The following is a 25,510-nucleotide window of genomic DNA, read 5'->3' as shown; positions in this document are numbered from 1 at the left end:
GAGGTTGTAAAGCAAGAAGCTGAATCAGGTACATTAGTACTTTAGTAGTGAAAAATAATATAAATATGGAAATTAAATAATTTTTTACTTTGTTTTTCCATGGATATTCTTCCTTCAATAATTAAAAAGGAAAGTAAAACAAAGAAAATGCCTAACTCAGCTTCAACTTTTTTGTAAAGAAATTATGAATATTGTGAAGAGAGGAATTTAAAAGAATTATCTCGTTTTGCTCTCTATATGATAGGAAGGCCGAGCAGGAGAGGAGTAGTGATATGGCGAATGAAGCAGAGGAAAAAGTAACAAAAAGTGCAGAAGCTTTTAAAAAGTAATAATGAACAGCATGGAGCCAGTTGTAAATTTACAGATTTACATAAGGCAGGTGAGATAAATCAGCTGGTAGCTGGGAGAAGTCCTGGAATGAATATAGTGGCTTTAAGCTGACGTTCTCCTGTGCTTTGGCTTTTGTTAATAGAAAGAATATTATTTCTCTAAACAAAGCTATAAAAATGAATAAACAAAAAAGTCAGAAAAATATTTATGGAAACATATGTTCGTAAATGATATACTTAAGGTAGACAATTTTTAGAAGGGAGTTAAAGCTTTATTGTTTGAAGAGAGTCGAGGCCAGCTTATGTGCGCATTAAAATACAGCGTCTGTCTGGAGGAGAATAAAGTGAATTACACTTATTCGGAAATTGATGATGTTATCGTTTATATCCAGAACCATCTGGAAGATGAGCTGCCGCTTTCCCAGCTGGCGGACCGGGCGGCATACAGTCCTTTTCATTTTTCGCGGATTTTCAAGAATAAAACAGGAATGTCTCCCCATCAGTATGTGTCCTCTCTAAGAATACAAAAAGCGAAAAGTCTCTTATTGAATACAAATTTAACTGTACGCGATATAAGTATGGAAATTCATCAGCAGAGCTTAGGCACTTTTACTACACGCTTTACTGAAAGGGTGGGTATGACCCCGGCAGAGTTCAGGAAATCTTCCAGAACCGTAAAAAAATATTTACAATCATTGAAAGGTTCTCCAACATCTTATCAGGAAGCAATCAGTGGCTCTATGTTTAATCGTTTAGAAGGTACGATCGAAGCAGATCTCCCTGTTCAGGGAGCTATTCTGGTTGGCTTATTTACCTCGCCTATTCCAGCAGGACTGCCCAAATACGGAAAACTGTTGACTGCACCGGGTCTTTTTGAATTTATGAATGTTCAGCCGGGCACTTATTATTTAATGGCTGCAGCTGTACAGTGGGACATGAATATAGACGAGCTCCTCGTTCCTCATGAGACGCTGCGTGCAAAAGCGGATCATCCTATTCAGGTAGCAGCAGGAAAAGAACTCCTCCCTCAGTCTCTGCATCTTCGGGGACCTATACTCGGAGATCCGCCGATCCTCATTTCTCTGCCTCTTTTAATAAAAAATTATCTTAGCCGCATAAACAGCAATTAATAAGAAATGTATTGATTTGAATCATGCTACGATAAATAAAAATAAAGTATAGAAGGAGGTAAAAAAATGAAGAATAGCAGTGGTACAGCACTCGTAGAAAGCTATTTTAAGGCGTATGAAACGAAGGACATAGGCATACTGAAAGAAATATTAAGCCAGGATTTCACTTTTACCAGTCCAGCGGATAAACGGATAGGCCTGGAGGAATATTTTGAAAGATGCTGGCCGGGCAGTAAAGATATTCAGGCTTACAGTATTCAAAACCTGCTGACAGATGGAAACGAGGTTTTTGTACGATGTGAATGCCGGTTATATTCCGGGGATACTTTCAATAATATGGAACATTTTAAATTTGCGGATTCTCAAATACAGGAGATTATCGTTTATTTTGGTTTTGAGGAGGATGTTTTTTCAAAAGCAAGAGCGAAAAGATTCGACGATGCTTTTGCTTCTGGAAATATTGATTTTGTCATGGAGAACATTTCTGATGAGACAACCTGGCACCTTGTGGGAAGCGAAGAAATAACAGGAAAAGAAAACATTGCTGAGATGTTTGCGCCGATGAGGGAGCCAAATCAGATGAGCAATAAAACAACTCATATACTTGTAAGTGGTGATAAAGCGGTGATTGAAGGAGAAATAGAGATGCCCTCGGAAGATGGGGAAATACAAATATATGCTTATTGTGATGTCTATACGTTCGCTCATCCCAAAAAAGATATGATTAAAAACCTCAAAGCTTATATGATTGCACTGCCGAAGAAGATGAAGAAAAATTAGCAAAAACCCCGCCTGTTAAAAGGCGGGGCAGTGTGTTTTACAGTCTATTATCTTCAAGCAGTCGTTCAATTTCTTCTTTATGGCCGGTTTCATCGGCAATAAAGTCTTCGAGTTTCACGACAAGTTCTGTTAGATTCAGGTCATCAGCCTGCTTTTTACGCATTTCATAGCGTTCAATCGTCTCGGCTTCTGCTTCTCTTGCCTGTTCCAGCAGATCACGTACTTCCGTTACCTGCTTAATTGGAGCAGGTGTTGTAGTAGGGGTGCCGCCAAGCGTTTTAATCTTTTCTGATAAATAAAGCGCGTGAGTTGTCTCATCGCCGATCTCACTTTCGAAGAACGGCTTTAGTACTGAACGGAAAAGTCCTGATACAACGGAAGCGTTGTACGTGTACATAATTACTGCTGCGTATTCATTTGCCAGATCCTCATTTAATCCGTCAATTAGTTCCTGCATTTTTGGGTCGGTCATGACTATCCCATCCTTTCTGTTATTAAAAGCCTCAATATTATTTTAACCTATTTTAAAATAAATAAACATATTCAGGAATCAGATACATGTGACAGTGTCTTGAGCATTATTTTTAATCGCGAGCGATGTCAGGCTTAAGAATGGTACGCTGGACAGGCACTCCCGATTCATTGATCGTTTTTTCTGTTAATATATATTCTTTTCCATCGATTCTTAATGTGCGGAGAGACACGGCTTCCACTTCTCTATTCTGCTTTTGAAGTTCCTGGATCACTGCTTCTCTGTGAGCATTCACCTCATAAAAACGATCTTCCAGTTCCAGCACAATGTAATTTCGCCCAAATCCTCCCATTTTGTAAAGGACGAATCCAAAACCTGCGGTAAAAAGAACACTAAAAACAATTTCCATATTAACACCCCTTACTTTAAATACTCTGTTTGAAATCATGTCTGTTGAAAAACGAATATTATCCAAATGATAGCTCGTGTTTCCTATCTAAAAATGAATGAAAGAGCTTCTTTGGAATGCGGTGAGGCGCTTTGCTTCTGCCGGACGCTTTCCGGAAGGGAATTTCTCAGCTAGTCTGCCTTCGGGAGCCGGATCTTCGAATCGTCCTATATCCTTCCGAAGTCACCATCTGCGCGCCGATCTTTTTTTGAAAAAGACGGCAATGATTTCTTTTAAGAAAGCCGAAAGCTTTCTCCCCGGCAAGCGAAGAAATAGAAACTGCAGACCCTGCATTCCCGTAACCTAAAGGAAATTTTTTCAAATAAACGGATAATTAACAGATGTAGTGTGAAATACGAGTAAAAAGCTTACAAGTTCCCGCAGCCTGGAATAAAACAGAGGAATTGGAAAACCCGAAAAGTCTGCGTTATAGTAATTACCAGGAAAACAATAATACATTTAATAAAGAACGGAGGAAAATACATGGCGGATATTAAATACGAAATTACAGAGCATCTTGGCGTGCTGTCTGAATCACCGAAGGGCTGGAAAAAAGAATTAAATCTCGTCAGCTGGAACGGAAGAGAGCCAAAGTACGACCTGCGTGAATGGGCGCCGGATCATGAAAAGATGGGCAAAGGTGTTACGCTGTCTAAAGAAGAGGCGCAGGAACTAAAACGCATTTTAAATGAGCATTAACATTAAAAAGCAGCGGAACTTCCTATGAAGGAAATATCCACTGCTTTTTTTATGCTTCCTTTTCCAGTTTTTCGGTTTCCTCTGCAGGAGCAGGCTTGAGAAAGAATGCTAGTGCAATCGCTGCAAGAGAAAGCCAGGAAATTATAAGAAATACATTATTTACTCCCTGGATATCCGCTAACGGCAGATTGCGTGCACGTGCAGTTTCGGCTGTCGTCGTCATCACGGTCACTAACACGGCTGTGCCGATGGAAGCAGCAATCTGCTGAAATGTATTCGTCAAAGCAGTCCCATGAGGAAGCAGATGTCTCGGAAGCTGATTGAGTCCCGCAGTAACGACAGGCATCATTACCATGGACATTCCGAACATTCGCACAGCATATAAGAAAGTTAAATATCCAATCGTCGTCGTATCATCCAGAAAAGAAAATGCAAAGGAAGCGGCTGTCATAATAACAAGTCCGGTAACGACAAGCAGTTTTGCACCGATTTTATCAAATATCCTGCCGTTGATCGGCGACATCACTGCGACGACCAGCGCCCCGGGAAGCAGCACCAGGCCAGATTCAAATGCGGTGAAATCTCTCATGTTCTGCATATAAATCGGCACCATTGTTTCAGAGGCGATCAATCCGAGAAAACTAATCATACTGATGATGGTCGCAATCGTAAAAACTGGATACCGGAATGTGCGGAATTCAAGCATCGGCACGGTAATTCCCAGCTGCCTTCGTACAAATAACAGCAGACAAATCCCGCCGACAGCAAAAGATACAAGTGTCCCCGTACTCGTCCAGCTGACATTTCCGGCATTGGTAAAAGCAAATAAAAGTCCGCCGAATCCGAAGGAAGACAAGATTATAGAATACACATCAACTTTCGGATTAGTCTGTTCTGTCACGTTTTCCAGTATCCGGTGTCCAGCATACATAACAAGCAGTGCAAGAGGAAGCGCTACGACAAACAGGAGACGCCAGGAGTAGTTTGCAGTGACCCATCCTGATAACACCGGTCCAATGGCAGGAGCAAAAGAAATAACGAGACCGATATATCCCATCGCAGTCCCACGTTTATTTATAGGAAAAATCATCAGAAATACATTCTGCATTAAAGGCAGCATGATGCCTGCACCCGCAGACTGAATCATTCTTCCCGCAATCAGAAAGGTATAGTTCGGCGCCAGGCCACAGAGGATGGTTCCGAGTGTAAATACCCCCATCGCGGTAAAGAACAGCTGGCGGGTTGTAAATCGTTTCACTAAAAAAGCACTGACCGGAATCATAATTCCCATTACCAGCATAAAAGTGGTAGTCAGCCACTGTGCAATATTCACGGAAATATCCATTTCCACCATAATAGGAGGGATGGCAGTAATCATTAAAGTCTGATTTAAAATAGTAATAAAAGAACCCAAAAGAAGTACAGCAGCGATCCAGACGTTTTTATTTTTTATCATTTTTTCATCTCCAGAAGGGAGCCGGATTTCAAAGAAAAAAACTTTTTACGAGACAAAAAAGTCCGATAACAAAGCAGAAACTTTAAAATGCTTCTCACTTTCTCTATTTTATTTTTAGTGCTCATTCCATCCAATATTATAATACCTTATTGATTCTTTTGTTACCCATAAAAAAGATGATCTTTACGGCAGATGCAGGCAGGCGGAAGATCCGGGAGAACAAAGTTTTTACTGGAGTATTCAGCTGAAATCATCTGTCTGAATTCATATGTAGAGTTTGTTTAGGGGAAATGTAAAATTAAAACACTCTATTAAACTTTCAGCAGTGTAAATGATATTTCCAGTACTGAATTGTACTGCAAAATGTGAGCAGATATCGAGGCAAATTCGATTTCATGTATAGAAGCTTATAGCTTTAAGTTTGTATTGTCAATAAACTTAGCGGCACTTGGGATAATCTTTTATATAATCTATATTGAAAACGAATAGTATGCTTTAGAAGCAGAATACTATAAAATATAGCCAAAGAATAGTGTGAAGAGAACAATTCAGCTTACGAAGAATAACAATTTTCCGGGGGTGGCATAATTGAGCGCGAAAGAAAAAAAGAAACCCATACGAACGATTGTCCAGCAGATGAGTAAAAAAGAACTGGAGGAGTTTTTAATCGAAGCTGTTAAAAAAGACCGGCATCTTGGGGAACTGCTTCGATTGTTTGCCGACCCTCCGGAGGATGAAACAGAAAGCAGCAGAAAACTGATTCAAATGAGAATCAAAAAAGCAGGAGACAGATTTAATTTCATTCCGCGGGGACGTGCCCGAGAGGCGTTATCCGGCGCAAGAGAAGTGATGGAAACCGCCATCAGCCACCTGGAGCGTCGAAAATATGTGCAGGCCGCTGAGTTAGTGCTTGTGGTTATAGAAGAATTAACAGATGTTCTCCAGCATATGGACGATTCGGATGGGGACCCGGTAGAGGTTGTCTACCAGGGTTTTAATATAATAGAACATATTGTTAATGAAAATCTTTCCGGAGAGGTGCAGCAGGTATTATTTCAAAAAGTAATGGCCACCGCTGTTCAAAAAAGATTTTCCGGAATGAAGGAATGGCGGAATGCACTTTTATTTTATCTGGTGCCTCTCACAATTGGTTCTCCCGAAAGAAAAAAGAATTTATACCAGGTGCTTATGCAGCTGAAAAAAGGTCCTGGAAAAGGCAGTTCCGAAAAATATTCTCATATGGATCTGCTTCGTATAGAAAGTGTTCTTATTAAAGTTCATGAAGGGAAAGAGGCATATACTCGTTTTCTATGGAAACACAAAGAAGAAAATATAGAATTTTTATACGAAATACTGGACGAGAAAATCACGCAGGGAAAAGGGAAAGAAGCGCTGCAGCTGATAGAACAATCAAAAAAACCGGATCTTCCTGCAGGTTATCTGGCAGAATTACAAAAATTCCAGCTGCATATTTATAATTTGCATGGAGAGACAGGAAAGGAAAGATCGCTCCTGAAGAAGCTGATTCTGCAGAACCAGCACTGGGTTTACAGTGATAATTTCTATTTCGAGCAGTTGAAAAAGACCTACAGCAAACGTGAATGGCCTGCAGCCCGGGAACAGCTTTTATCTGAACTTACTCCTTGTTCCCACACCTATCTGGAAATTTGTAAAGAAGAGAAAGAAACGGATAGGCTGCTTGAATGCTGCAAAGAAAAACCGCAGCTGATAGAGGTTTTTTCGGACCTGTTGAAATTTAAATACGCGGAGGAAGTTAAAGCATTATTTGAAACCTATATATTAAAAGAAGCAGCCAGGGCAAATACGCGCAGCAACTATAAAAAAATCTGTTACCGGCTGAGAGGCAGTCTGGAAGCAAATGGAGCAGCACATACTAAAAAGCTGATTCAAAAATTGGAGCAGGCCTACCCGAATAAACCAGCATTTATGGATGAATTAAACAAATTGAAACAGCGTATTTAAGGTCCAACCGCTGCACAAACTAACAATTCCCTTCAATTTCAGCAGCATTCTTAAACAGGGAGTCGACCTCCCTGTTTTACTGTTTCTCCTCCAGTAGCTGATTTTTCATTTTCCAGAAATTCTGCAGATACACATAGTTTTTCTCCCCGATCCGCCGTTTTAATTTCCCTCTCTTTAACCTTCCGCTAAGAACATGCTCGTCTATTACCAGCATTACATCCTCTATAAAAACAGCTGGGAAGTTGAGGCTTGTGAGCACAGGATATGAAAGATAGGAGCTTACGTGTTCATAGCCGTGAAAATTATCCTGTGCCAGCGGTCTGTTTTTACGGACATATGCTTTTCCAATCTCATGGAGAAGGGCAGTCAGCATTAAAATTTTACGCTCCTGTGAGGCAGCTTTTGCGTTCAGCTGAAGCACTAATTCAAAGGCATGTTCAACAAACGAAAATTCAACTTCCAGTTCCTCCTCCAACTTTATAAATGGACGCATTTCTGGAAAAAGGAGATAGAATTCTTTTATGTTTTCGATTGTTACTTCCGTCCCGGAAAGTATTTTTTCTATCTTTTCTATTCCTTTTTCAGATAATGACTTCTGTACTCCCTTTATCGTTATTAAATCAAATAATTCATTTTTACGCGGTAATTCAAAACTGCGGATATATCGTTCGATCACTTCCTCCGGCACTCTATTCCAGGAATCTCTTGCTTCATTACGTACTTTTAAAATTTCGTAAGGGGTTAAAAACAGCTCGGCTTCTTTAGTTACTGCTGTGTTTAAACTATCCACCCGGTGCAGCAGGCTTTTTCTGCGTCTGGAGGAGAGATTGGTTGCGTCATAAATCACATTTTCTCCTGCTTCCAGCAATGCAGCAGTTTGTTCAAACAGTTCCTGAAAAATATTTGAGTAATCAATTTCGTTTTCTTCTCGGTAAAGCGCATGCGCAATGCGATCTGAAGAAAGATGGTGCCAGGAAGAGCCGTTAGAAAGCCTCTCTGCATAAGTTGATTTGCCGCTGCCGGGAAGCCCGATCAGGACTTTTAATTTCGGCATGAAAGAACCTCCTTCTATCATTTTTAGATAGGAAACACGAAATATTATTTGGATAATACTGGCTAATAAACAGCCCCGGTATAATAAGCATTATATATAGAAGAGAGCTTTCTTGCAGTACAGCAAGAATGAATTCCAGATTGAAGCCTGGCACTGCTTAATTTAATGATACAAGAGTTTCATACTTACTCTTTCCATGCTCAGTTGATAATCTGCGTTTCTAATTAATTTATCCTGAATTGTAATTTTTTACACCTGATGAATTCTTTCAGCCGACAGCTCCTGGGAAATTCGACTCGTTTTTTTTATATCCTCGTGTTCCTGCAGATTCCCTGCTGAATTGGGTTTGAAAATGGTTCAGAAAGGCAAAAGAGAGATATCATGTAATAATCTATAAAATTAGCGATAGGGATTTGTGGAATAGGGAGAGGATGAAAAAAGATGTTAATACACTTTACAACTGAGAATAACTCCAACATTAGAGAGATATTCGGGTGTACTCATCGAGAGATTGAGTTTATTACCTACGATTCAAGGCGAACTGTTCAAAATACGGCCTTTTTCTGTATTAAAGGATCAATGCAGGATGGGCATGAGTATATAAAGCAGGCAATCATTAACGGGGCTGCAGTGATCGTCGGAACAGATGAAACATTATTCAGGAAATTAGAAAAACAGCTTCCACATATAACATTTGTACTTGCAAAGGATACGCAAAAAGCAATGTCTTATTATTCACAACTGCTGAATGATTTCAGCTGTTATAAAATAAGTACAATCGCGGTAACGGGGACGAATGGAAAAACCACCGTTACCTCTTTTATTCGATATCTGCTGAATCAATGCGGGGTGGCAGCAGGATCAATCGGTACGGAGGGAGTATGGGACGACAAACAGCAGAGGGATTTCCCTCATTCTACACATACTACGCCGGAGGCGCCGGATCTTCATTATATTTTCACTGAATTTGTAAAAGAGCAGCTGAATGCAGCGGTGCTCGAAGTAACTTCTATTGCAATAGCGCAGCAAAGAGTAGATGGTCTAATGTTTGATATAGGTGTCCATACGAATCTGACTCCCGAACATATAGACTATCACTCTTCTTATGAGAGCTATAAGCAGGCGAAGCTGAAAATGTTCCGGCAGGTAAGAAAAGCGGTCGTAAACAAGGATGACAAAGGAATGGGACAGGATATCATTGATATATTTACCGGTCCTTTATATACCTACAGCTTAAAATCAAATGCAGATGTTACCGGGAAAATTCTCGAAGTAACTCCTGCAGGGACACAGCTTGAACTGAAAGTGAAAGAGAATTATTATTCAGTGGAGCTGCCTTTATTTGGTGAACATAACATTTATAATTTCCTTGCAGCGCTGTGTGCGTGCCTGCATAAGGATATCTCTGTGAAAAGTTTATTGAAGCACGCTCCGGGTATTACAACTCCTCGGGGACGGCTCCAGATAATAAATACGGACACGGATTATCAAATTATTGCTGATTTTGCCCATACTCCGGATGCACTGGACAACATCGTACGTGCTGCGAGAAGTATGCGGCCCAATAAGCTGATTGTGCTTATCGCAGCAAACGGCGTGAGAGATAAATCACAGCAGCCGCAGCTGCTTGAGACGATGAAAGGAAAAGCAGATCATCTTATCGTGGCAGTCGAACATCCGGACAGATTCGATCGAGCTGCTATCTTACATGATATGCTGAAAGATTCTCAGGGAAAAGAGGAACTTATTACCGAATTATATCGTGAAGACGGGGTGCGTAAAGCACTGGAGCTTGCGGGAAAAGGAGACATTGTTCTTCTGACAGGGCTTGGGGTACTGGATCATCAGATTATCAATGGTGTAGAAGTTCCTTATTCCGAAATTGATATTATCCATGATTACCTGGAAGAACACGCGATAAGAAATAATTAAGTATATTAAAAAGGCAGGGCAGATGGGGGGTTTCAGCTGAAAAAAGCATGGAAACTTCCAGAGCACTGTCTTTTTCAGCTCAACAGGTTCGCACCTTCTGAAAGAGGTACGAAGTATATATTTATATTACAAACCGCGCACCTGATTTCTTTTCAATGGGAAATCAGGTGCGCTTTTTTTATAAGTGGATCGTTACATCTGCATCTTCCCGCAGATCCTCCACAAGATCATGTGCATATTCATTCTGTTTCTGGGATTCTATTTCATTTTCAATTTCCGGGCGTACTTCTTCCAATGCCGGAAGTTCCGTTCCGTTTCCTTCATTTCCAGCCATTTGCTCCTGCTGTGCTGTCATCTGCTCGTACATTTCTTCTACTTCTTCGTCCGTTACTTCAATATCGCCAGCTTCATTGGCGATCAGCTCATCCAGTTTTGCCTGCTCTTCAATCTCTACCATCACTTCTTCTTCCTCAGTACCCTGCTGTTCTAAAGCAGCAAGGAGATCCTCTGAAGATTCCAAGCCGTTCTGGACAGCCAGTTCTTCCAATGTCTGTTCTACTTCTTCCTCAGAAACAGAGATGTCGCGGTTTTCTGCTTCCTGTACTAATAATTCATTCCGTACTAAATTCTCAGCGGTTTCTTCTTTTAATTCATCCTGGTTTACTTCTTCTCCTGTCATCTGCGTCTCCTGGGACGCCTGCATAAACATACCCTGGTACGCTGTTTCAAATTCGTCTTTTGTAATCTCAGCTTCGTTTACTTCTGCGACAACATCAGGTACGTCCTCCAGCTGAGGCTCAGGCTGCTGGGGCGCATCTGTATTATTTATCTCATTCGTTCCGTTTTCGGCTGCCTGTTCCTGATTCTCGATATTGCTTCCGTTCTGGTTTTCAGCAGCGGTATTGTCATTATTCTCTCCACCGCATGCGGTAAATATAGACACCGCTGCTGCGGCAGTTACACTTAAAAACAATTTTTTATGCATCATAAATCCCCCTTTTGATTCTCACTGGGGGCAGTGTAACATACATAAAAACGATATTTCTATATATTAATTTATCCAAATAACTCAAAGGGGGAATTGTGAAAAAGTTATAAATCTTTCCAGTATGAAAGGGAGGGGAAAGAACTGTCACGCAGGGAGCTGGGAGATCTGTTTACCTGTACCGGAGTACAATAAGATAATCTGGGATATAAATATGTAAAGTTATAAAAGAATGCAATTAAAATTTAATATATTAAAGTGATATCTGCAGTTAAGCAGATATCACTCATGGTATTTCATATATTTATGGCCTTATTACGACAGCTTAAATTTGCTTACCGACAGTCGGAGCTGATCTGCCATGGAAGATAATTCTTCTGCGCTCGCAGAAACTTCCTGCATAGAACTGCTAGTCTGCTCCGCGGAAGCAGTAGTTTCCTGTACACCTGCTGCCGACTGCTCTGCTACTGCAGCGATTTCTTCAATCGTTGCGGCCATAGCGGCGCTGTTGGCAGTCATTTTTTCAATCTGATCATTCACGGAACGAATGTTGGTAGATAAACCATCCATTGCTTCTTTTATTTCATGGAACGTAGCTTCTGTTTCTCCCATCTGCGCAGATCCCCGCTCTACTTCTTTATAACCGTCCTCCAGTGAATTTGTCACCTCAGAAGATTCTGTTTGAATCGCTTCTACAATCGAAGTGATTTCCGTACTGGAATTTGAAACCTGTTCCGCCAGTTTTCTTACTTCATCTGCCACCACTGCAAAACCTTTGCCCTGCTCTCCGGCGCGCGCGGCTTCGATGGCAGCATTTAATGCCAGCAGATTTGTCTGCTCTGCAATATCCTGAACAACAGTAACAAGAGAAGTAATTTCCTTCGTCTTTTGATTCAGTCCTTTTACTTTTGTTACTGCATCGGAAACAATCGTGTCAATTTGTGCCATCTGCTGTACAGAGTCACCGACAATTTTGCTGCCATTCCCTGTTAAAGCAATAACATTATTGGAAAGCTCCAGAGCTTCACCTGTACTATCGTTGGAAGCTTTCATCTGCTGAGAAAACTCGCCCATGGTTGCAGAAAGCTGAGACGAATGATCTGCCTGGGATTCCGTCCCCGATGCAAGCTCTTCCATGGTCGATGCAATCTGCTGGGAACCTGTTTTGACTTCATCTGCGGACTGCGTAAGTTCCTCACTCTGCGAAGCAAGGGAAGTCGAAATCTGCGATATGCCGTGCAGCGTCGTTTTGTTTTCTTCCGACATTTGATTCATCGCGGCAACCAGTGCACCAATCTCATCTTTGGATTTCGACTCCAGCGGCTCATGACTTAAATCACCCGCTGCCATCGCTTTCGCACGTTCTGTCACTTCCTGGACTGGTTTGGAAATAATCCGCGCAGTGTATAAAGCAATGGCTACTGCAGCTAAAACTATAATGACGCTGATAATTATCGTTAAATAATATAAAGTATTGGCTAAGTTATTCAAAGCTTGAATATCACGTGTAACCTCAAGTTGATCTTCAATTGCCTGTGATTCATAATAAAGCAAAATTTCCTGAGATTCTGTACGACCTTCTTGCGCTAAAAGTGCTATCGCTGCTTCTTCGTCACCCCCTTCATATAAAGGGAAAACTTCATTTTGAATTAAATCTGCCCACGAAATTGTTCGTTCAATCATCGCTATGTTTTCCGGTGTATTTGCAAGCTCAAGAAGCTGTGCTTCATACTGCTGTGCTTCTTCTGTATGGATTACGAATTCCTCTAAATATGCAGGATCTCCAAACAATACATAGGCATTTGCATAACCAATTCTTTGAGCAACATTAAAAGCAAGTCTGTTATTGATGTTTAAAATAGGTATTTCTTCTTCAGCTAAGTGTTCAGTTTCATAACTTATGTTATTAAACTCATAAATATTAAAAGCCGCCTGCCCCAAAATGATTACCAGGATAACCCCAAATCCCAATAAAATCTTTTTTCTTAAACTGTTCATGCCCCTCTGCCCCTTTTCAATATTACTTTTTGAAAAATAAAATATACTGCTGAATTAGACATATAAATAAACAATATATTGTTTATAAATTAGGACTAAATAATCAGCAGCTATAACCTTTCTATCGGCACTGATCGACAAATTATTTAGTGTATTTTCACTAATATTTATGAAAATTATTCAATATTTTCGTGTAAAAACAGAAAAAATATTGTCAGATTATTTGCTTAAATTGCTTAAAAGGTTCCTGGAATATGCCACACTTCTTAATAGATGGTTAATTTAGAAGCACTCTGGTCCAGAAAAAATCTAACCGATCTGTAAAAGAGGAGTTGTCAGTGTTGCATCAGCAAACTTCAAGTAAAAGTCTTTTGATAATATCTACATTCGGTATGCTTGTGGCATTTACTGCCTGGGCAGCTTTTTCTCCGCTTATTAATCAATTCGGGCAGACATATAACTTATCTGCTACGGAGCAGAGTATATTAGTAGCCATTCCCGTGCTGCTCGGGTCTGTGATGAGAATCCCGCTGGGTATCCTGACAGAAAAATACGGCGGAAGGAAAATGTACACAGCACTGCTGCTGTTCCTGGTGCTGCCTTTACTGGCAACGGGATTTGCAAATTCGTACCTGACACTGCTGATATGTGCATTGTTTCTTGGAATGGCAGGGACTGCTTTTGCCATCTCCATGACTTTTGTTTCCAAATGGACTCCGAAAGAAAAGCAGGGGACTGCTTTAGGGATTAACGCGATGGGGAATGCAGGCACAGCAATCGCAGCTTTTCTGCTTCCTACTATTGCCCTTATGTGGGGAGTTGAGTGGGTTTTCTGGGGGCTGATTCTTCCGGTGCTGATTATGGCGGCAGTCATCTGGTTTTTTACACCTGAAACACCCTCTGCAGGAACAAATAGAACAGTTAAAGGAGAATTATCCATCTTAAAATATAAAGATACCTGGGTTCTCTCCTTATTTTATTTTGTTACATTCGGATTGTTTGTAGCGATGGGTATTTATCTGCCGACATTATTAATAAACGTGTATGACCTGTCTGCAGTGGATGCAGGCATGAGAGCAGCTGGCTTTGTTCTGCTTGCTACCTTTGTCCGTCCGGTCGGTGGATATCTGGCAGATAAGTATGACCCGGGGAAAATGATGTCCCAGCTTTTTGCCGGTATTGTAGTTTGTGCAGCAGTAATTGCACCTGCTGTTGGCAACATCTTTATATTTACAGCTGCAAGTTTACTGCTCGCTGTCCTTTCCGGAATGGGAAGCGGCGTAGTATTTAAAATGGTGCCGTCCATTTTTGCAAAATCCACCGGAGCTGCAACAGGCATTGTGGGGGCAGCTGGAGGGTTAGGAGGATTCTTTCCACCGATTATGCTGGGAGTGATCAGGGATCTGACCGGGGCTTATACGATCGCATTTATTCTGCTGGCAGTAGTGTCGCTCGTCTGTTTTTCATTTAATAAAATGGAATACGACAAAAAGACCGTAACAGTGCCAAAAAGCGAAAGAGCAGGAGCTGAACAGCGCTCAGAGACAATCCGCTGAGGGTGACTGAAAATTAAAAAGATATTGCTTTGGTTCAGCGGATGCTTTACACTTCGGCATGCAATCGACGGAGAGAATTAATCTAATGTATAAATCTTTAAAGGACACACTGTAATTAATTTTACAGGTGTCCTTTTTTGTTTCTGCAGAGTGGATATTTGAAATGCTGCTTGAAACTAGTTATAGAAATTCTTATTTTTATGCAGGAAATCCGAATATTATGTTGGCGTTTTCATCGTTATTACATAAGGGATTCCAGAGTAAATTCTTTAGTTAAGCCAAGAGCCGCAAGGAAAAAACAAGGTAAGATAAGCTCACAGAATTAAAGAAATATAAAAGATGTATGTTTAAAGTATGTATATATTCAGAATAATTCAACAAAAGAATATTCCTGAGAATGAAAGGATTTTCAGTAATGTCCACAGGTTCCTGGAAAAGAAAATAAGAATTTTAAGAAAAGAGAGGTGGAGGAAAATTTCAAATTATTGTAAATTTTCTTTTTGTTTTTATTTTTCTCTGAACTTGTGGTGTGAAAAAAGAGGCGTGAAAAAATAAAAACTATAAAATTACTGGAGGGACAAAAAATGAAAGTAGCAGATATTTTTAAATTTAAAAATGAAGAAATTAAGATGCTGCATTTAGCCTGGTTTGCTTTTTTTGTTTCGTTTTTTGCATGGTTCAGCATGGCGCCGTTAGCAACTACAATGATGGACGATATGGGCTGGCTGACTCCACAGCATATCGCAGCACTTGGTATATGTAACGTTGTTCTCACAATTCCTGCCCGTATCATCATAGGATCGCTGCTCGACAAGTTTGGCCCGAGAGTAGTATATGCTGGGCTGCTCATGATAATGGCGGTGCCCGCGATTACCTTTGCTTTTGGAGATACCTGGGCCCAGTTAATGGTGTCACGTCTAATCCTTGGAAGTATTGGTGCGAGTTTTGTAGTTGGGATCCGGATGGTGGCAGAATGGTTTCCCCCGAAAAACGTTGGGTTTGCTGAGGGCATTTACGGCGGATGGGGTAACTTTGGCTCTGCTGCTGCAGCAATGCTTCTTCCCTGGTTCGCGCTTACTCTTTTAGGCGGTGATGATGGATACCGCTATGCACTGGCTTTTACAGGAGTCGTATGTTTCGTTTACGGTATTATCTTTTATCTGCTGGCAAAAGATACGCCGGACGGAAAAGCTCTCGTGAAGCCGAAAAAAGCTTCTGCACTGGAGGTAAGCAGCTGGGGAGATATGGTACAGCTGATTATCTGGACAATTCCACTCGGTGGTGCAGTCGCGCTTAGTTCCTGGAGACTGAACGACCTTGGATTTATTTCAGATACCATTCTTTATTCTATCTATATTGTGATTAGTGTTATTTTAGTCATTCAGATGATTAACATCTTTAAAGTGAATGTTCCGCGTCTCAAAGAAGGAGTGCCGGAACAGGATAAATATAAGTTTAAAAATGTAGCAGCATTAAACAGCACTTATTTCGCTAACTTCGGTGCAGAACTTGCTATTATTTCTATGCTTCCTATGTTTTTTCAGCTCACGTTTTCATTAACCGCTTCCCAGGCAGGATTAATCGCAGCTTCTTTCGCATTTATTAATTTAATTGCCCGGCCGCTCGGAGGCGTACTTTCCGATAGAATGGGGAGCCGCCGGAAGGTTATGCTTACCTATATGATTGGTATATGTATTGGCCTCATGACGATGGGATTCATGGATTCCAGCTGGCCGCTGATCGTAGCAATTGCCGTTACTGTATTAACCTCTATGTTTGTGCAGGGAGCAGAAGGGGCCACGTATTCGATTGTGCCGATGGTAAAGAAGCGCCTCACCGGCCAGGTGGCAGGCATGGCAGGAGCATACGGCAACGTTGGTTCCACCGTATACCTTACTTTATACACATTTGTCAGTGCGCAGCAGTTCTTCTTCATTCTTGCCGGCGGTGCTTTTGTCAGTTTTGTGATCTGCTACTTTATGCTGGAAGAACCGAAAAACTCTTTTGCAGAAGAATATTACCTTACGGATGACGAGCTTGCACAGCAGAAAGAAGCAGAAAGTCAGCTTGCATATGAAAAAGAAATGCAGAAAAAAGAAAGTGCGGTGTAAGCAAAAAATACCTGCTTCGCAGCTATAAAATATTCAGTAAAAACCGGGGGGAATCATTTCTTCCCGGCTTTTGCTGTTTTCAAGTACAATAAAAATATGACATGAAAAGGAGAGATCCCGTTGGCACTGATAAAATGCGATTTTTTCTCAGAAGTATTGGAATTAAGTACCTCGATGACAGTAATACTGCCTCAGCCTGCCATCCGGCAGATAGGGATGGAGAGCAGCAAAGGCGGGGAAAAGCATCAAACACTCTTCCTGCTGCACGGATTAACGGATGATCACACGATTTGGACAAGACGCACCTCCCTGGAACGATACGCTGCTCCGCTCGGTCTTGCAGTAGTAATGCCGCAGGTAGACCGGAGTTTTTATACGGATATGAATTATGGAAATAAGTACTGGACATTCCTGACAGAGGAATTACCAGCCGTGGCCCGGTCTTTCTTTCCTTTATCAGATAAAAGAGAAGATAATTTTACAGCCGGAATATCCATGGGCGGGTATGGTGCATTAAAGTGGGCATTAAACTATCCGGAAAAATTTGCAGCTGCGGCTTCACTCTCCGGTGCGCTCGATATCGTTTCCCGTGTAAAAGAATCAGAGGAGGAAATGTTTTCTCTCATTTTTGATAAAGAGAATATCGAAGGCTCTTCACAGGATTTGTTTTATCTTATTGAAAAGCTGGCAGAAGCCGAAGACAGGCCGGAGATCTTCCAGTGCTGCGGCACAGAAGACTTTTTATTTGAAGATAATCAGCGTTTTCAGCAGTGGTGTAATCAATTGAATTATCAAATCCGGACTGACTTTGAAGCTGGGGAGCATGAATGGGGATACTGGGACAAAAAAATTCAGGAGGTGCTTTCCTGGCTTCCGCTGAAAGAAAGGTAGGAATTTAAAGAGTTCTCACCTGTTCAGTATTAAATAATGGTTAGTTTACCACAGGAGAAAAACAGGTAACAGGCAGACAGGAATATAATTTTTTCTCCATTGATTTATTGAAGGCGGGAGGCGCTGTATGAAAAATTTAATAATAGGTATTATCACAGGAGCAGTTGCAGCAGCTGGGATTAGTGCATTTGCTTTTACAACTGACTATACGAATCTATTTTTATTGTTTTTAGTCGCTGCAGGTATTTTTGCATTCCTGCCTCTAATTATCCGTTCTATTACGACTTCCAAGGTTCCAAGGCCGACTATATACGGCACGAAGGCTCCTAAAAAGTTCAAAACGATTGAAACGAATACTGCAGAGAAGGAGGAAAATAACGATTCAAAAATTTCCCTCCGCCAGGCAATGGTGTCTGCAGGAGCGGGTGCAGGGCTGCTCGTTGTTTTCTTTACAGCGACGATAATATATTTGCAGTAGGGAGAATAAAGTCTCTTTAAAAAAGCTCAGTGAAGGCTGGTGTTGGCAGAAGGAAGGTACGCCTGCGGGCTCCTTCACCTGCCACGAGAATTCTAATGAGATAATTTGTCCATAAAATGTTCACTATTTTCTTTCATTTTCCAGATGACTTTAATGCAGTATCGTATATACTTAAGTTATTAAAAACATAAGAGCTGCTTTACATCACTTTTTTTACAGGTAATTGTGAATGATTGAGCATATGAGCTTTTTCTTTTGCCTGTTCTTGTGAATCACTGAACATAAAAGTAGTTCTTAAAAATTAACTTGAAAGAATTTCAATATCTTTCATGAAGAAAAATTATTTTTAGTATCAGGTTTTATGTGAAGAAGTGAACAAGATGAAAGGGGTATAGAGAAAATGAAAAAGCTGGTAATGATCGGAAACGGAATGGCCGGGGTAAAGACGCTGGAGGAACTGCTGCAAAGAGATAACACGCGATATGAAATTACAATCATCGGCGATGAGCCGTATCCAAACTATAACCGGATTATGTTATCCAACGTACTGCAGGGGAAAACGTCTCTGGATGAGATCACAATTAATGACTGGAACTGGTATACAGAAAATAACATTACGCTTATCACAGGGGAAAAAGCGATCGAGATTGACCGTGGAGAAAAAATTGTGGAAACCGAGTATGGCAAAGAAATTCATTACGATGAGTTAATCATTGCTACCGGGTCAAGCTCATTTATTCTTCCGCTGCCGGGAAGCAGGCTCGAAGGAGTTGTTGGCTTTCGGACAATTGAAGATACGGAGAAAATGATGCAGGCAGCTCAGTGTAAAACGAAAGCGGTTGTTATCGGTGGCGGCCTGCTTGGACTTGAAGCAGCGAGAGGATTGATCGACCAGGGGATGGAGGTCCACGTAGTACACCTGCTTCCGACACTAATGGAACAGCAGCTGGATGCGCCTGCAGCAAGAATGCTGAAAAAGGATCTTGAAAAGCAGGGTATGAAATTTAAAATGGAAAAACAGACGGAAGAAATTTTAGGAGAGACTCATGTAGAAGGGATCCGATTCAAAGACGGGGAAGAACTTGCCTGCGACCTCGTAGTGATGGCAGTAGGAATCCGGCCAAATACAGCACTTGCGGAAAAGAGCGGACTGGAAGTAAACCGCGCAATTGTAGTCAATGACTATATGGAGACTTCTGATCCTTCTGTTTATGCAGTCGGGGAGTGTGCAGAACATAATGGTATGACTTACGGACTTGTTGCTCCATTATTTGAGCAGGGAAGAGTGCTGGCAGCTCACCTGACGGAAATAAAAAGTCCGGGGTACCAGGGAACGGTGCTTTCCACCCAGCTGAAAGTGGCAGGATGTGATCTTTTTTCCGGCGGGGACATTCATGAAGATGATGAAACAGATGCAATCGTTGTGCAGGACGCTGTAGCTGGTGTATATAAGAAAATTCTTGTGAAAGAAAATAAAATTACCGGTATCGTTCTCTACGGAGATGCTGGTGATGGAAACCGCCTCTTCTCTATGCTGAAAAACGAAACCGATATTTCAGATTTTACGACTGCTGCTGTTTTCCAGAAAGCGGGAGAAGAGGATGAAGCTGATTTGCTGGCAGAAATGCCGGCGGAAGAAACGGTCTGCGGATGTAATGGGGTAACGAAAGGGAAAATAGTGCAGTCTATTCTAGAAGATAATCTGACAACATATGAAGAAGTGAAAACCTGTACGAAAGCAGGTGCTTCCTGCGGGAAATGCCAGCCGATGGTAGAGGGAATTCTTGCACTGACGCTTGGAGCGGGCTACGATGCAGCTGCACAGAAAAACGGGATGTGTGAATGTACAGCTCTTACCCGTGATGAGGTAGTGGCGGAAATTAAAGAAAAGGGACTGCAGACACCGCAGGAAATAAGATACGTACTTGAATTTAAAAACAAAGAGGGTTGCGCAAAGTGCCGTCCAGCCTTGAATTATTATATGAGAATGCTTCGTCCGGAAACTTATGCGGATGATAAAGCGTCCCGTCTTGTAAATGAGCGGATGGAAGGGAACATCCAGAAAGACGGCACTTTCTCTGTCGTGCCAAGAATGTATGGAGGCACGACAACTGCAGAAGATTTAGTGAAAATGGGAGAGGTGGCGAAAAAGTATGACGTGCCTCTTGTGAAAATAACCGGAGCAAGCAGAATCGGTTTGTACGGCGTGAAAAAAGAAGATCTGCCGCATGTTTGGGAAGAACTTGGTATGCGGTCCGGATACGCATATTCCAAGTCTTTAAGAAACGTGAAATCTTGTGTCGGTTCTCAATTCTGCCGCTTCGGCACCCAGGATTCCCTCCGACTGGGAATCCGGCTGGAGCAGGAACTGGAAATGGTGGACACTCCGCACAAAATGAAAATGGGTGTGGCAGGCTGCCCGCGCAACTGTTCTGAAGCACTGACGAAAGACTTTGGTGTGATCTGTGTCGATAACGGCTACCAGCTTTACATCGGAGGAAACGGCGGCACGGAAATCAGAGAATGTGACTTCGTAAAAATTGTAGCGACAGAAGATGAAGTAATTGCCTATGCGAAAGCCTACGTGCAGTATTACCGGGAAACCGGCATTTATGGCGAAAGAACTGCTCCGTGGGTGGACCGGCTGGGAGTCGATACAATAAAAGTAATGCTGCAGGATGAAAAGCAGCGCACCTATTATGAAAATCGCTTTACTGAAGCGAAGGACACGTATCAGGAAGCATGGAGCGCAATGCTCGCGAAGACACAGGAAAAGAAAATGTACGAAATTACTCGAGTATAAGAGAAAATCGAAAAGCGCGCATGCTTTTACAGAAATAATTTAATATCCTTGCACCAGGAGGAATTAGTTCTTCCTCCTGTCCTGAGCTTAATATTACTGAATAGGAAGGTGTTTCTAATGAATATGACGAAAAGTCTTATCCGGGTTATGCCGGAAAAAGAATTAATTCCCTTTATAGGAAGAGAGGTAAATGTTTACGGTACGTCCATTGCACTTTTTCGGCTCAGCGATGGAACCATCAAGGCTGTCGGCAGCAGGTGCCCTCATACAAACGGACCGCTGGCAGAAGGAATCGTATCAGGAGAATTTGTCTATTGTCCTTTACAGAATTGGAAAGTATCATTAACAACAGGGAAGGTGCAGGCTCCGGATGAAGGAGAAGTACCAACCTATGAAACTGTAATCGAAAACGGAAATATTTTCGTATCCATATAGGTGGTGAACAGCATGAGTGGCTTTGTTTCGTTTGTGGGCGCCGGCCCGGGCGATATCGGCTTAATTACGGAAAAAGGAAAAGAAAGTCTCGCGAAAGCGGATGTTGTCCTGTACGATCGGCTGGCGAATCCAAGACTGCTTCGTCTGACACCGGATTCCTGTGAATTAATTTACTGTGGGAAGCTTCCAGACAGGCATACGATGCGCCAGGAAAAAATTAATGAAATGCTGGTGGAGCTTGGAAATGCAGGGAAATTTGCAGTGCGTTTAAAAGGAGGGGACCCTTCCATTTTTGGCAGAGTCGCTGAAGAGGCTGCCGCATTAAAAAATGCAGGAATCAGCTATGAGATCGTGCCGGGAATTACTTCAAGCATTGCTGCAGCAAACTATGCCGGGATGCCGGTTACCCACCGTGAGCTCAGCACCAGCTTTACTATCCGCACCGGGCATACCTGCCAGGCGGTCAGCACCGGCCCGCATGATAAAGATGAACACGGCGATACGATTGCCTATTACATGGGTGTGAAAAATCTGGAGCACCATTGCCAGGAATTAATCAAGCAGGGTTTTTCCCCGGAAACTAAAATCGCTGTGATTGAATGGGCAACGACCGGAAAACAACGGACAGTGGAAGGTACCTTAACTTCGATTGGAGAGAAAGTAAAATCACATGATATCAAAAATCCGGCTATGACAATTATTGGGGAAGTCGTAGGATTAAGAGAAGAACTGCAATGGTTTGAAAAGAAAAGAATGTTTGGAAAAAGGATTCTGGTGGCAAAAGCTTCTGCTGGGGAAAGTGAACTGGAACAGTATTTTTTGGACCAGGGAGCTGAAGCCTATGCGTTTCCAGCGTTGAAGCTGCAAAAAGAACCGCTTTCTCCCAGCTGGATCCAGCAGATTCTTTCCGCAGAAAAAGTCCTGTTTGCTGCACCGGAAAGTGTCTCGATTCTGATTAAATCATTATACGAAGAAGGACGGGATATCCGGGACCTCCCCCGCAAGCTTTTCTGTTTATCCGAAAAGACACGGAAAGTACTGGAGCATGCCGGTCTGCAGTCGGAAAAGATTGCTTCTGCTGATGCAGAGATGCTGCAGGTAGGGTATCAGCATAAAGATAATAACATCGTTACCCACAGTATACAGCTGGATCCCCGGTTTGCAGTAATCGACCAGCGGCTGCTGGAAGAAGAATCGTGGGAAACTGTGATTTTCCCGAGCATATCTGCGGTAGACTGGTTTCTGGAAGGCTGCTGCGTATACAGCAGTGAACACCTGAGGGAAATATCCTTTGCCGCAATTGGAACGCGGGTAAAAAATTATGCAGTGAAAAAAGGCTTTGCCCATTTAGATGAAGAAGTACAGGAAGAGTTAACGAAATGGCAGAAAAACAGAACGCGGCCAGCCGTCCATAACATATAATTTGCATAAGTCTTGTTTCCAGACAAGGCTTTCTCTTCACACATACATGTTCAATACTTCACAAATACATTTAAGGAGTTGTCTAAGATGAAAGAAGTAATCCAGGCATTTGGAGATACAGCTGCATTAAAAGTGAATCAAATAAATACGAGCAAAAGCAAATTTTTTGTATCCGGCATGATGGCAGGGTTTTTTATCGGATTAGGAATTATACTTATATTCACGATCGGCGGGCTGCTTTCTCCCATCAGCCCTGAGCTTGCAAGAATCGTCATGGGTGTTTCCTTTGGTATTGCCCTGAGCCTTGTACTGATGGCAGGGGCAGACTTATTTACAGGTAATAATATGATTATGACAATTGGAACACTGGAAAAAAGAACGACCTGGAAAGATACATGGAAAATATGGGGATTCGGTTTTCTGGCTAATTTTGCAGGATCTGTCACAGCGGCTGTACTATATTTTTATTCCGGTCTCTGGCAGGGAGCAACGGCAGAATTTATCACGGCGACAGCAAGTGTGAAAATGAACCTTCCTTTTATGGAGCTGCTGGTAAGAGGAATTCTCTGTAACATTCTGGTGTGTCTGGCGATCTGGTGTGCTTTTAAATTAAAAAGTGATACTGCAAAACTAATCATGATCTTCTGGTGTCTGTTTGCTTTCATTACTTCTGGCTTTGAGCACAGCATCGCAAATATGACGCTGCTTTCTATCGGACTGCTCGTGCCGCATCCTGAAACTGTGACGCTGGCAGGAATGGCACACAACCTTATCCCGGTATCGATCGGAAACATGATCGGCGGCATTGTATTTGTAGGAGGTGCCTACTGGTATACATCTTCTGCCACGGTTCCAAAACTGGATAGAGCAGCAAAGCCTGCCATCCTGCAGGTGGAAAGAAAAACACCGGAAAGCAGTGCCCGGTAATCTGAAGAAATTTCAAGCTGCTTTAAATCATAAAGAAACGGTAAAAATTTCTGATAAGTGAAGCCAGCAGCAAGGATATTTATTCTTTGCATATATCTCCATACAAAAAGCGCGGGAAGAATTTTCTTTCCGCGCTTTTTCATATCGGCCTGCCGCAGTCTATACTCAGCCTTGTTTAAATTGTAATTCCGCTCTGCGCTGAATGATCCGGAGGCGGAGCTGGAAGCCGGCTGCTGCAAAGGTTAATCCAAGCGTGATGCCTACCCAGAGTCCAAATGGCCCAAGCTGGGAAAAAGCAGCGAGCAGATAGCCTGCCGGGATCCCTATAATCCAATAGGAAGTAAAAGCAATGATAAACGGAATCTGCACATCTTTATATCCCCGCAGGACTCCCTGGAGACCAGATTGTGCGGCGTCTGAAAGCTGATAAACGATAGCGATAATAAAAAACTGTCCCGCCATCATAACGACATCGGGGTCGTCTGTATAAAAATAAGCGATTTGTTCCCGGAAAAAGTAAAGAAATACAGCACCCACTGCAAGAAAGCCGATACCTCCAAAAACCCCGAGGCGCGCATAAGTTTTGGCAGCTTCTATTTTCCCGCCTCCTACTGAAAATCCCACGACAATCGTTAACGCCATGGAAATACTGAGCGGAATCATGAAAATCAGGGTAGTAAAACTGAGTGCAATCTGATGCGCCGCAATGGTCACCGTGGTAAACATTGCTCCCATCAGGAGCGTCACTACAGAAAATATGCTGGATTCAAAGAAAATTGATAGACCGATAGGAATGCCGATTGCAAGCTGTTCTTTCCAGTGGTTCCAGGAAGGCTTTGCCCAATGCAGAAAAATCCTATAGTGCTTGATCGCTGCAACCCGGAAGGTCATCCATACGCTGAATCCGAAAATAATCCAGTAGGTGACCGCTGTCGCATATCCAGCTCCGATTCCTCCCAGCTGGGGCAGCCCAAAGTTCCCGAAAATAAATCCGTAATTTAATAAAACGTTAAAAGGAACGGCTGCGACTGTAATAATCATTGTTATCCTTGTAAATCCCTGGCCGTCGAAAAAATTCCGCAGCACGCTGGCAAGAAACAAAGGCACAACTCCAAAAGCAAGACCGACAAGATAATGAAAGGAAATATGATGCACGGGCTCCGTCAAACTCATCAAAGAAAGTATCGGTTCCAGGAAAAAGTATCCGCTGATAAAAACAAACAGTGCAAGCACCATAGCTAAATAAATTGCCTGCGTAACGGTACCTGAAATTTTATCTTTCTGCCCGCTTCCGGAGAGTGAGGCGACGATGGTGGTTACTGCAAGCAGTATTCCATTAACTCCTGTGAAAATCGGCATCCACAGACTGGAGCCGATCGCTACTCCTGCGAGATCGTCTGTTCCGACGCGTCCGGACATGATGGTATCAACCAGGTTCATTGCAAACATACTGACCTGTGTAACCATAATGGGCCATAAAATCCTTATGAATAATGCTGCTTTATCTTTTCTTGTATCTACATGTTTCATGTGAATGTTCTCCTGCGTCCCTTATATATATTTACATGGATTTTTGGTTCGATGTACAAAGGTATCCTTTATTCTAACAAAAAAGCCTGTT

20 protein-coding genes are annotated in these 25,510 nt (G+C 42.1%); 13 read left to right on the top strand and 7 right to left on the bottom strand.

Features of this window, described 5'->3' with window-relative positions; translation table 11 throughout:
• Positions 1 to 673: 673 nt before the first annotated feature.
• A complete protein-coding gene (locus tag BLP92_RS07665; RefSeq protein WP_244516718.1) occupies positions 674 to 1,459 on the top strand; it encodes an AraC family transcriptional regulator in 786 nt (261 codons plus the stop codon).
• Between the two features lie 66 nt (positions 1,460 to 1,525).
• Entirely contained in the window at positions 1,526 to 2,239 is a 714-nt protein-coding gene (locus BLP92_RS07660) for a nuclear transport factor 2 family protein (RefSeq protein WP_090842209.1), read from the top strand.
• Between the two features lie 37 nt (positions 2,240 to 2,276).
• Here BLP92_RS07660 and BLP92_RS07655 read toward each other — a convergent pair whose 3' ends face one another.
• Both BLP92_RS07655 and BLP92_RS07650 read right to left on the bottom strand, forming a co-directional pair.
• Entirely contained in the window at positions 2,277 to 2,711 is a 435-nt protein-coding gene (locus BLP92_RS07655) for a ferritin-like domain-containing protein (protein WP_090842207.1), read from the bottom strand.
• A gap of 112 nt (positions 2,712 to 2,823) precedes the next feature.
• Entirely contained in the window at positions 2,824 to 3,120 is a 297-nt protein-coding gene (locus BLP92_RS07650; RefSeq protein ID WP_090842205.1) for a hypothetical protein, read from the bottom strand.
• A 522-nt stretch (positions 3,121 to 3,642) separates the two neighbouring features.
• On the opposite strand from BLP92_RS07650, the gene BLP92_RS07645 reads away from it, so the two are divergent.
• Entirely contained in the window at positions 3,643 to 3,858 is a 216-nt protein-coding gene (locus tag BLP92_RS07645) for a YdbC family protein (protein ID WP_090842203.1), read from the top strand.
• 49 nt (positions 3,859 to 3,907) lie between these two features.
• On the opposite strand, the gene BLP92_RS07640 is transcribed toward BLP92_RS07645, so the two are convergent.
• The gene (locus BLP92_RS07640) at positions 3,908 to 5,314 is read right to left on the bottom strand and encodes an MDR family MFS transporter (RefSeq protein WP_090842201.1); all 1,407 of its coding nucleotides are present in this window, start codon (positions 5,312 to 5,314) and stop codon (positions 3,908 to 3,910) included.
• Positions 5,315 to 5,902: 588 nt separating this feature from the next.
• Here BLP92_RS07640 and BLP92_RS07635 point away from each other — a divergent pair.
• Positions 5,903 to 7,297, top strand: coding sequence for a hypothetical protein (locus BLP92_RS07635; protein ID WP_090842199.1), 1,395 nt, complete (start codon positions 5,903 to 5,905; stop codon positions 7,295 to 7,297).
• 76 nt (positions 7,298 to 7,373) lie between these two features.
• Here BLP92_RS07635 and BLP92_RS07630 read toward each other — a convergent pair whose 3' ends face one another.
• A complete protein-coding gene (locus BLP92_RS07630; RefSeq protein ID WP_175444215.1) occupies positions 7,374 to 8,351 on the bottom strand; it encodes an ATP-binding protein in 978 nt (325 codons plus the stop codon).
• Positions 8,352 to 8,792: 441 nt separating this feature from the next.
• On the opposite strand from BLP92_RS07630, the gene BLP92_RS07625 reads away from it, so the two are divergent.
• On the top strand, positions 8,793 to 10,283 hold the full coding sequence (locus BLP92_RS07625; protein WP_090842195.1) for a UDP-N-acetylmuramoyl-L-alanyl-D-glutamate--2,6-diaminopimelate ligase: 1,491 nt from the start codon (positions 8,793 to 8,795) through the stop codon (positions 10,281 to 10,283).
• 178 nt (positions 10,284 to 10,461) lie between these two features.
• Here the strand turns inward: BLP92_RS07625 and BLP92_RS07620 are convergent, their stop codons facing one another.
• Both BLP92_RS07620 and BLP92_RS07615 read right to left on the bottom strand, forming a co-directional pair.
• Positions 10,462 to 11,268: a SurA N-terminal domain-containing protein gene (locus BLP92_RS07620; RefSeq protein WP_175444214.1), complete on the bottom strand. Its 807-nt coding sequence runs from the start codon at positions 11,266 to 11,268 to the stop codon at positions 10,462 to 10,464.
• 315 nt (positions 11,269 to 11,583) lie between these two features.
• Entirely contained in the window at positions 11,584 to 13,266 is a 1,683-nt protein-coding gene (locus tag BLP92_RS07615; RefSeq protein WP_090842191.1) for a methyl-accepting chemotaxis protein, read from the bottom strand.
• A gap of 392 nt (positions 13,267 to 13,658) precedes the next feature.
• On the opposite strand from BLP92_RS07615, the gene BLP92_RS07610 reads away from it, so the two are divergent.
• The 8 genes from BLP92_RS07610 to BLP92_RS07575 all read left to right on the top strand — a co-directional run bounded on the left by BLP92_RS07610 (position 13,659) and on the right by BLP92_RS07575 (position 23,889).
• Positions 13,659 to 14,822 (top strand): MFS transporter, encoded by a 1,164-nt coding sequence (locus tag BLP92_RS07610; protein WP_090842398.1) that lies wholly within the window; start codon positions 13,659 to 13,661, stop codon positions 14,820 to 14,822.
• A 584-nt stretch (positions 14,823 to 15,406) separates the two neighbouring features.
• Entirely contained in the window at positions 15,407 to 16,933 is a 1,527-nt protein-coding gene (locus tag BLP92_RS07605) for a NarK family nitrate/nitrite MFS transporter (protein WP_090842188.1), read from the top strand.
• A gap of 120 nt (positions 16,934 to 17,053) precedes the next feature.
• On the top strand, positions 17,054 to 17,824 hold the full coding sequence (locus BLP92_RS07600; protein ID WP_090842186.1) for an alpha/beta hydrolase: 771 nt from the start codon (positions 17,054 to 17,056) through the stop codon (positions 17,822 to 17,824).
• Between the two features lie 127 nt (positions 17,825 to 17,951).
• Positions 17,952 to 18,302 (top strand): hypothetical protein, encoded by a 351-nt coding sequence (locus tag BLP92_RS07595; protein WP_090842184.1) that lies wholly within the window; start codon positions 17,952 to 17,954, stop codon positions 18,300 to 18,302.
• Between the two features lie 400 nt (positions 18,303 to 18,702).
• A complete protein-coding gene (nirB, locus tag BLP92_RS07590; protein ID WP_090842182.1) occupies positions 18,703 to 21,105 on the top strand; it encodes a nitrite reductase large subunit NirB in 2,403 nt (800 codons plus the stop codon).
• A gap of 117 nt (positions 21,106 to 21,222) precedes the next feature.
• Positions 21,223 to 21,540, top strand: coding sequence for a nitrite reductase (NAD(P)H) small subunit (locus BLP92_RS07585; protein WP_090842180.1), 318 nt, complete (start codon positions 21,223 to 21,225; stop codon positions 21,538 to 21,540).
• Positions 21,541 to 21,552: 12 nt separating this feature from the next.
• Positions 21,553 to 22,962: a uroporphyrinogen-III C-methyltransferase gene (cobA, locus tag BLP92_RS07580; protein WP_244516716.1), complete on the top strand. Its 1,410-nt coding sequence runs from the start codon at positions 21,553 to 21,555 to the stop codon at positions 22,960 to 22,962.
• A gap of 87 nt (positions 22,963 to 23,049) precedes the next feature.
• On the top strand, positions 23,050 to 23,889 hold the full coding sequence (locus tag BLP92_RS07575; protein WP_090842178.1) for a formate/nitrite transporter family protein: 840 nt from the start codon (positions 23,050 to 23,052) through the stop codon (positions 23,887 to 23,889).
• 165 nt (positions 23,890 to 24,054) lie between these two features.
• Here the strand turns inward: BLP92_RS07575 and BLP92_RS07570 are convergent, their stop codons facing one another.
• Positions 24,055 to 25,419, bottom strand: coding sequence for an MATE family efflux transporter (locus BLP92_RS07570; protein WP_090842176.1), 1,365 nt, complete (start codon positions 25,417 to 25,419; stop codon positions 24,055 to 24,057).
• Positions 25,420 to 25,510: the final 91 nt, after the last annotated feature.

The sequence above is a fragment of the Alkalicoccus daliensis genome (assembly GCF_900103955.1).
Taxonomy (GTDB): domain Bacteria; phylum Bacillota; class Bacilli; order Bacillales; family Salisediminibacteriaceae; genus Alkalicoccus; species Alkalicoccus daliensis.
This window is presented reverse-complemented; position numbering and strand designations above follow the sequence as displayed.

Excerpts from the sequence above, each read along its gene's own strand:
- BLP92_RS07660 (WP_090842209.1), top strand. The coding sequence starts at position 1,526 with ATGAAGAATAGCAGTGGTACAGCACTCGTAGAAAGCTATTTTAAGGCG.
- BLP92_RS07655 (WP_090842207.1), bottom strand. The coding sequence starts at position 2,711 with ATGACCGACCCAAAAATGCAGGAACTAATTGACGGATTAAATGAGGAT.
- BLP92_RS07650 (WP_090842205.1), bottom strand. The coding sequence starts at position 3,120 with ATGGAAATTGTTTTTAGTGTTCTTTTTACCGCAGGTTTTGGATTCGTC.
- BLP92_RS07645 (WP_090842203.1), top strand. The coding sequence starts at position 3,643 with ATGGCGGATATTAAATACGAAATTACAGAGCATCTTGGCGTGCTGTCT.
- BLP92_RS07640 (WP_090842201.1), bottom strand. The coding sequence starts at position 5,314 with ATGATAAAAAATAAAAACGTCTGGATCGCTGCTGTACTTCTTTTGGGT.
- BLP92_RS07630 (WP_175444215.1), bottom strand. The coding sequence starts at position 8,351 with ATGCCGAAATTAAAAGTCCTGATCGGGCTTCCCGGCAGCGGCAAATCA.
- BLP92_RS07625 (WP_090842195.1), top strand. The coding sequence starts at position 8,793 with ATGTTAATACACTTTACAACTGAGAATAACTCCAACATTAGAGAGATA.
- BLP92_RS07620 (WP_175444214.1), bottom strand. The coding sequence starts at position 11,268 with ATGCATAAAAAATTGTTTTTAAGTGTAACTGCCGCAGCAGCGGTGTCT.
- BLP92_RS07615 (WP_090842191.1), bottom strand. The coding sequence starts at position 13,266 with ATGAACAGTTTAAGAAAAAAGATTTTATTGGGATTTGGGGTTATCCTG.
- BLP92_RS07610 (WP_090842398.1), top strand. The coding sequence starts at position 13,659 with ATGCTTGTGGCATTTACTGCCTGGGCAGCTTTTTCTCCGCTTATTAAT.
- BLP92_RS07605 (WP_090842188.1), top strand. The coding sequence starts at position 15,407 with ATGAAAGTAGCAGATATTTTTAAATTTAAAAATGAAGAAATTAAGATG.
- BLP92_RS07595 (WP_090842184.1), top strand. The coding sequence starts at position 17,952 with ATGAAAAATTTAATAATAGGTATTATCACAGGAGCAGTTGCAGCAGCT.
- nirB (WP_090842182.1), top strand. The coding sequence starts at position 18,703 with ATGAAAAAGCTGGTAATGATCGGAAACGGAATGGCCGGGGTAAAGACG.
- BLP92_RS07585 (WP_090842180.1), top strand. The coding sequence starts at position 21,223 with ATGAATATGACGAAAAGTCTTATCCGGGTTATGCCGGAAAAAGAATTA.
- cobA (WP_244516716.1), top strand. The coding sequence starts at position 21,553 with ATGAGTGGCTTTGTTTCGTTTGTGGGCGCCGGCCCGGGCGATATCGGC.
- BLP92_RS07575 (WP_090842178.1), top strand. The coding sequence starts at position 23,050 with ATGAAAGAAGTAATCCAGGCATTTGGAGATACAGCTGCATTAAAAGTG.
- BLP92_RS07570 (WP_090842176.1), bottom strand. The coding sequence starts at position 25,419 with ATGAAACATGTAGATACAAGAAAAGATAAAGCAGCATTATTCATAAGG.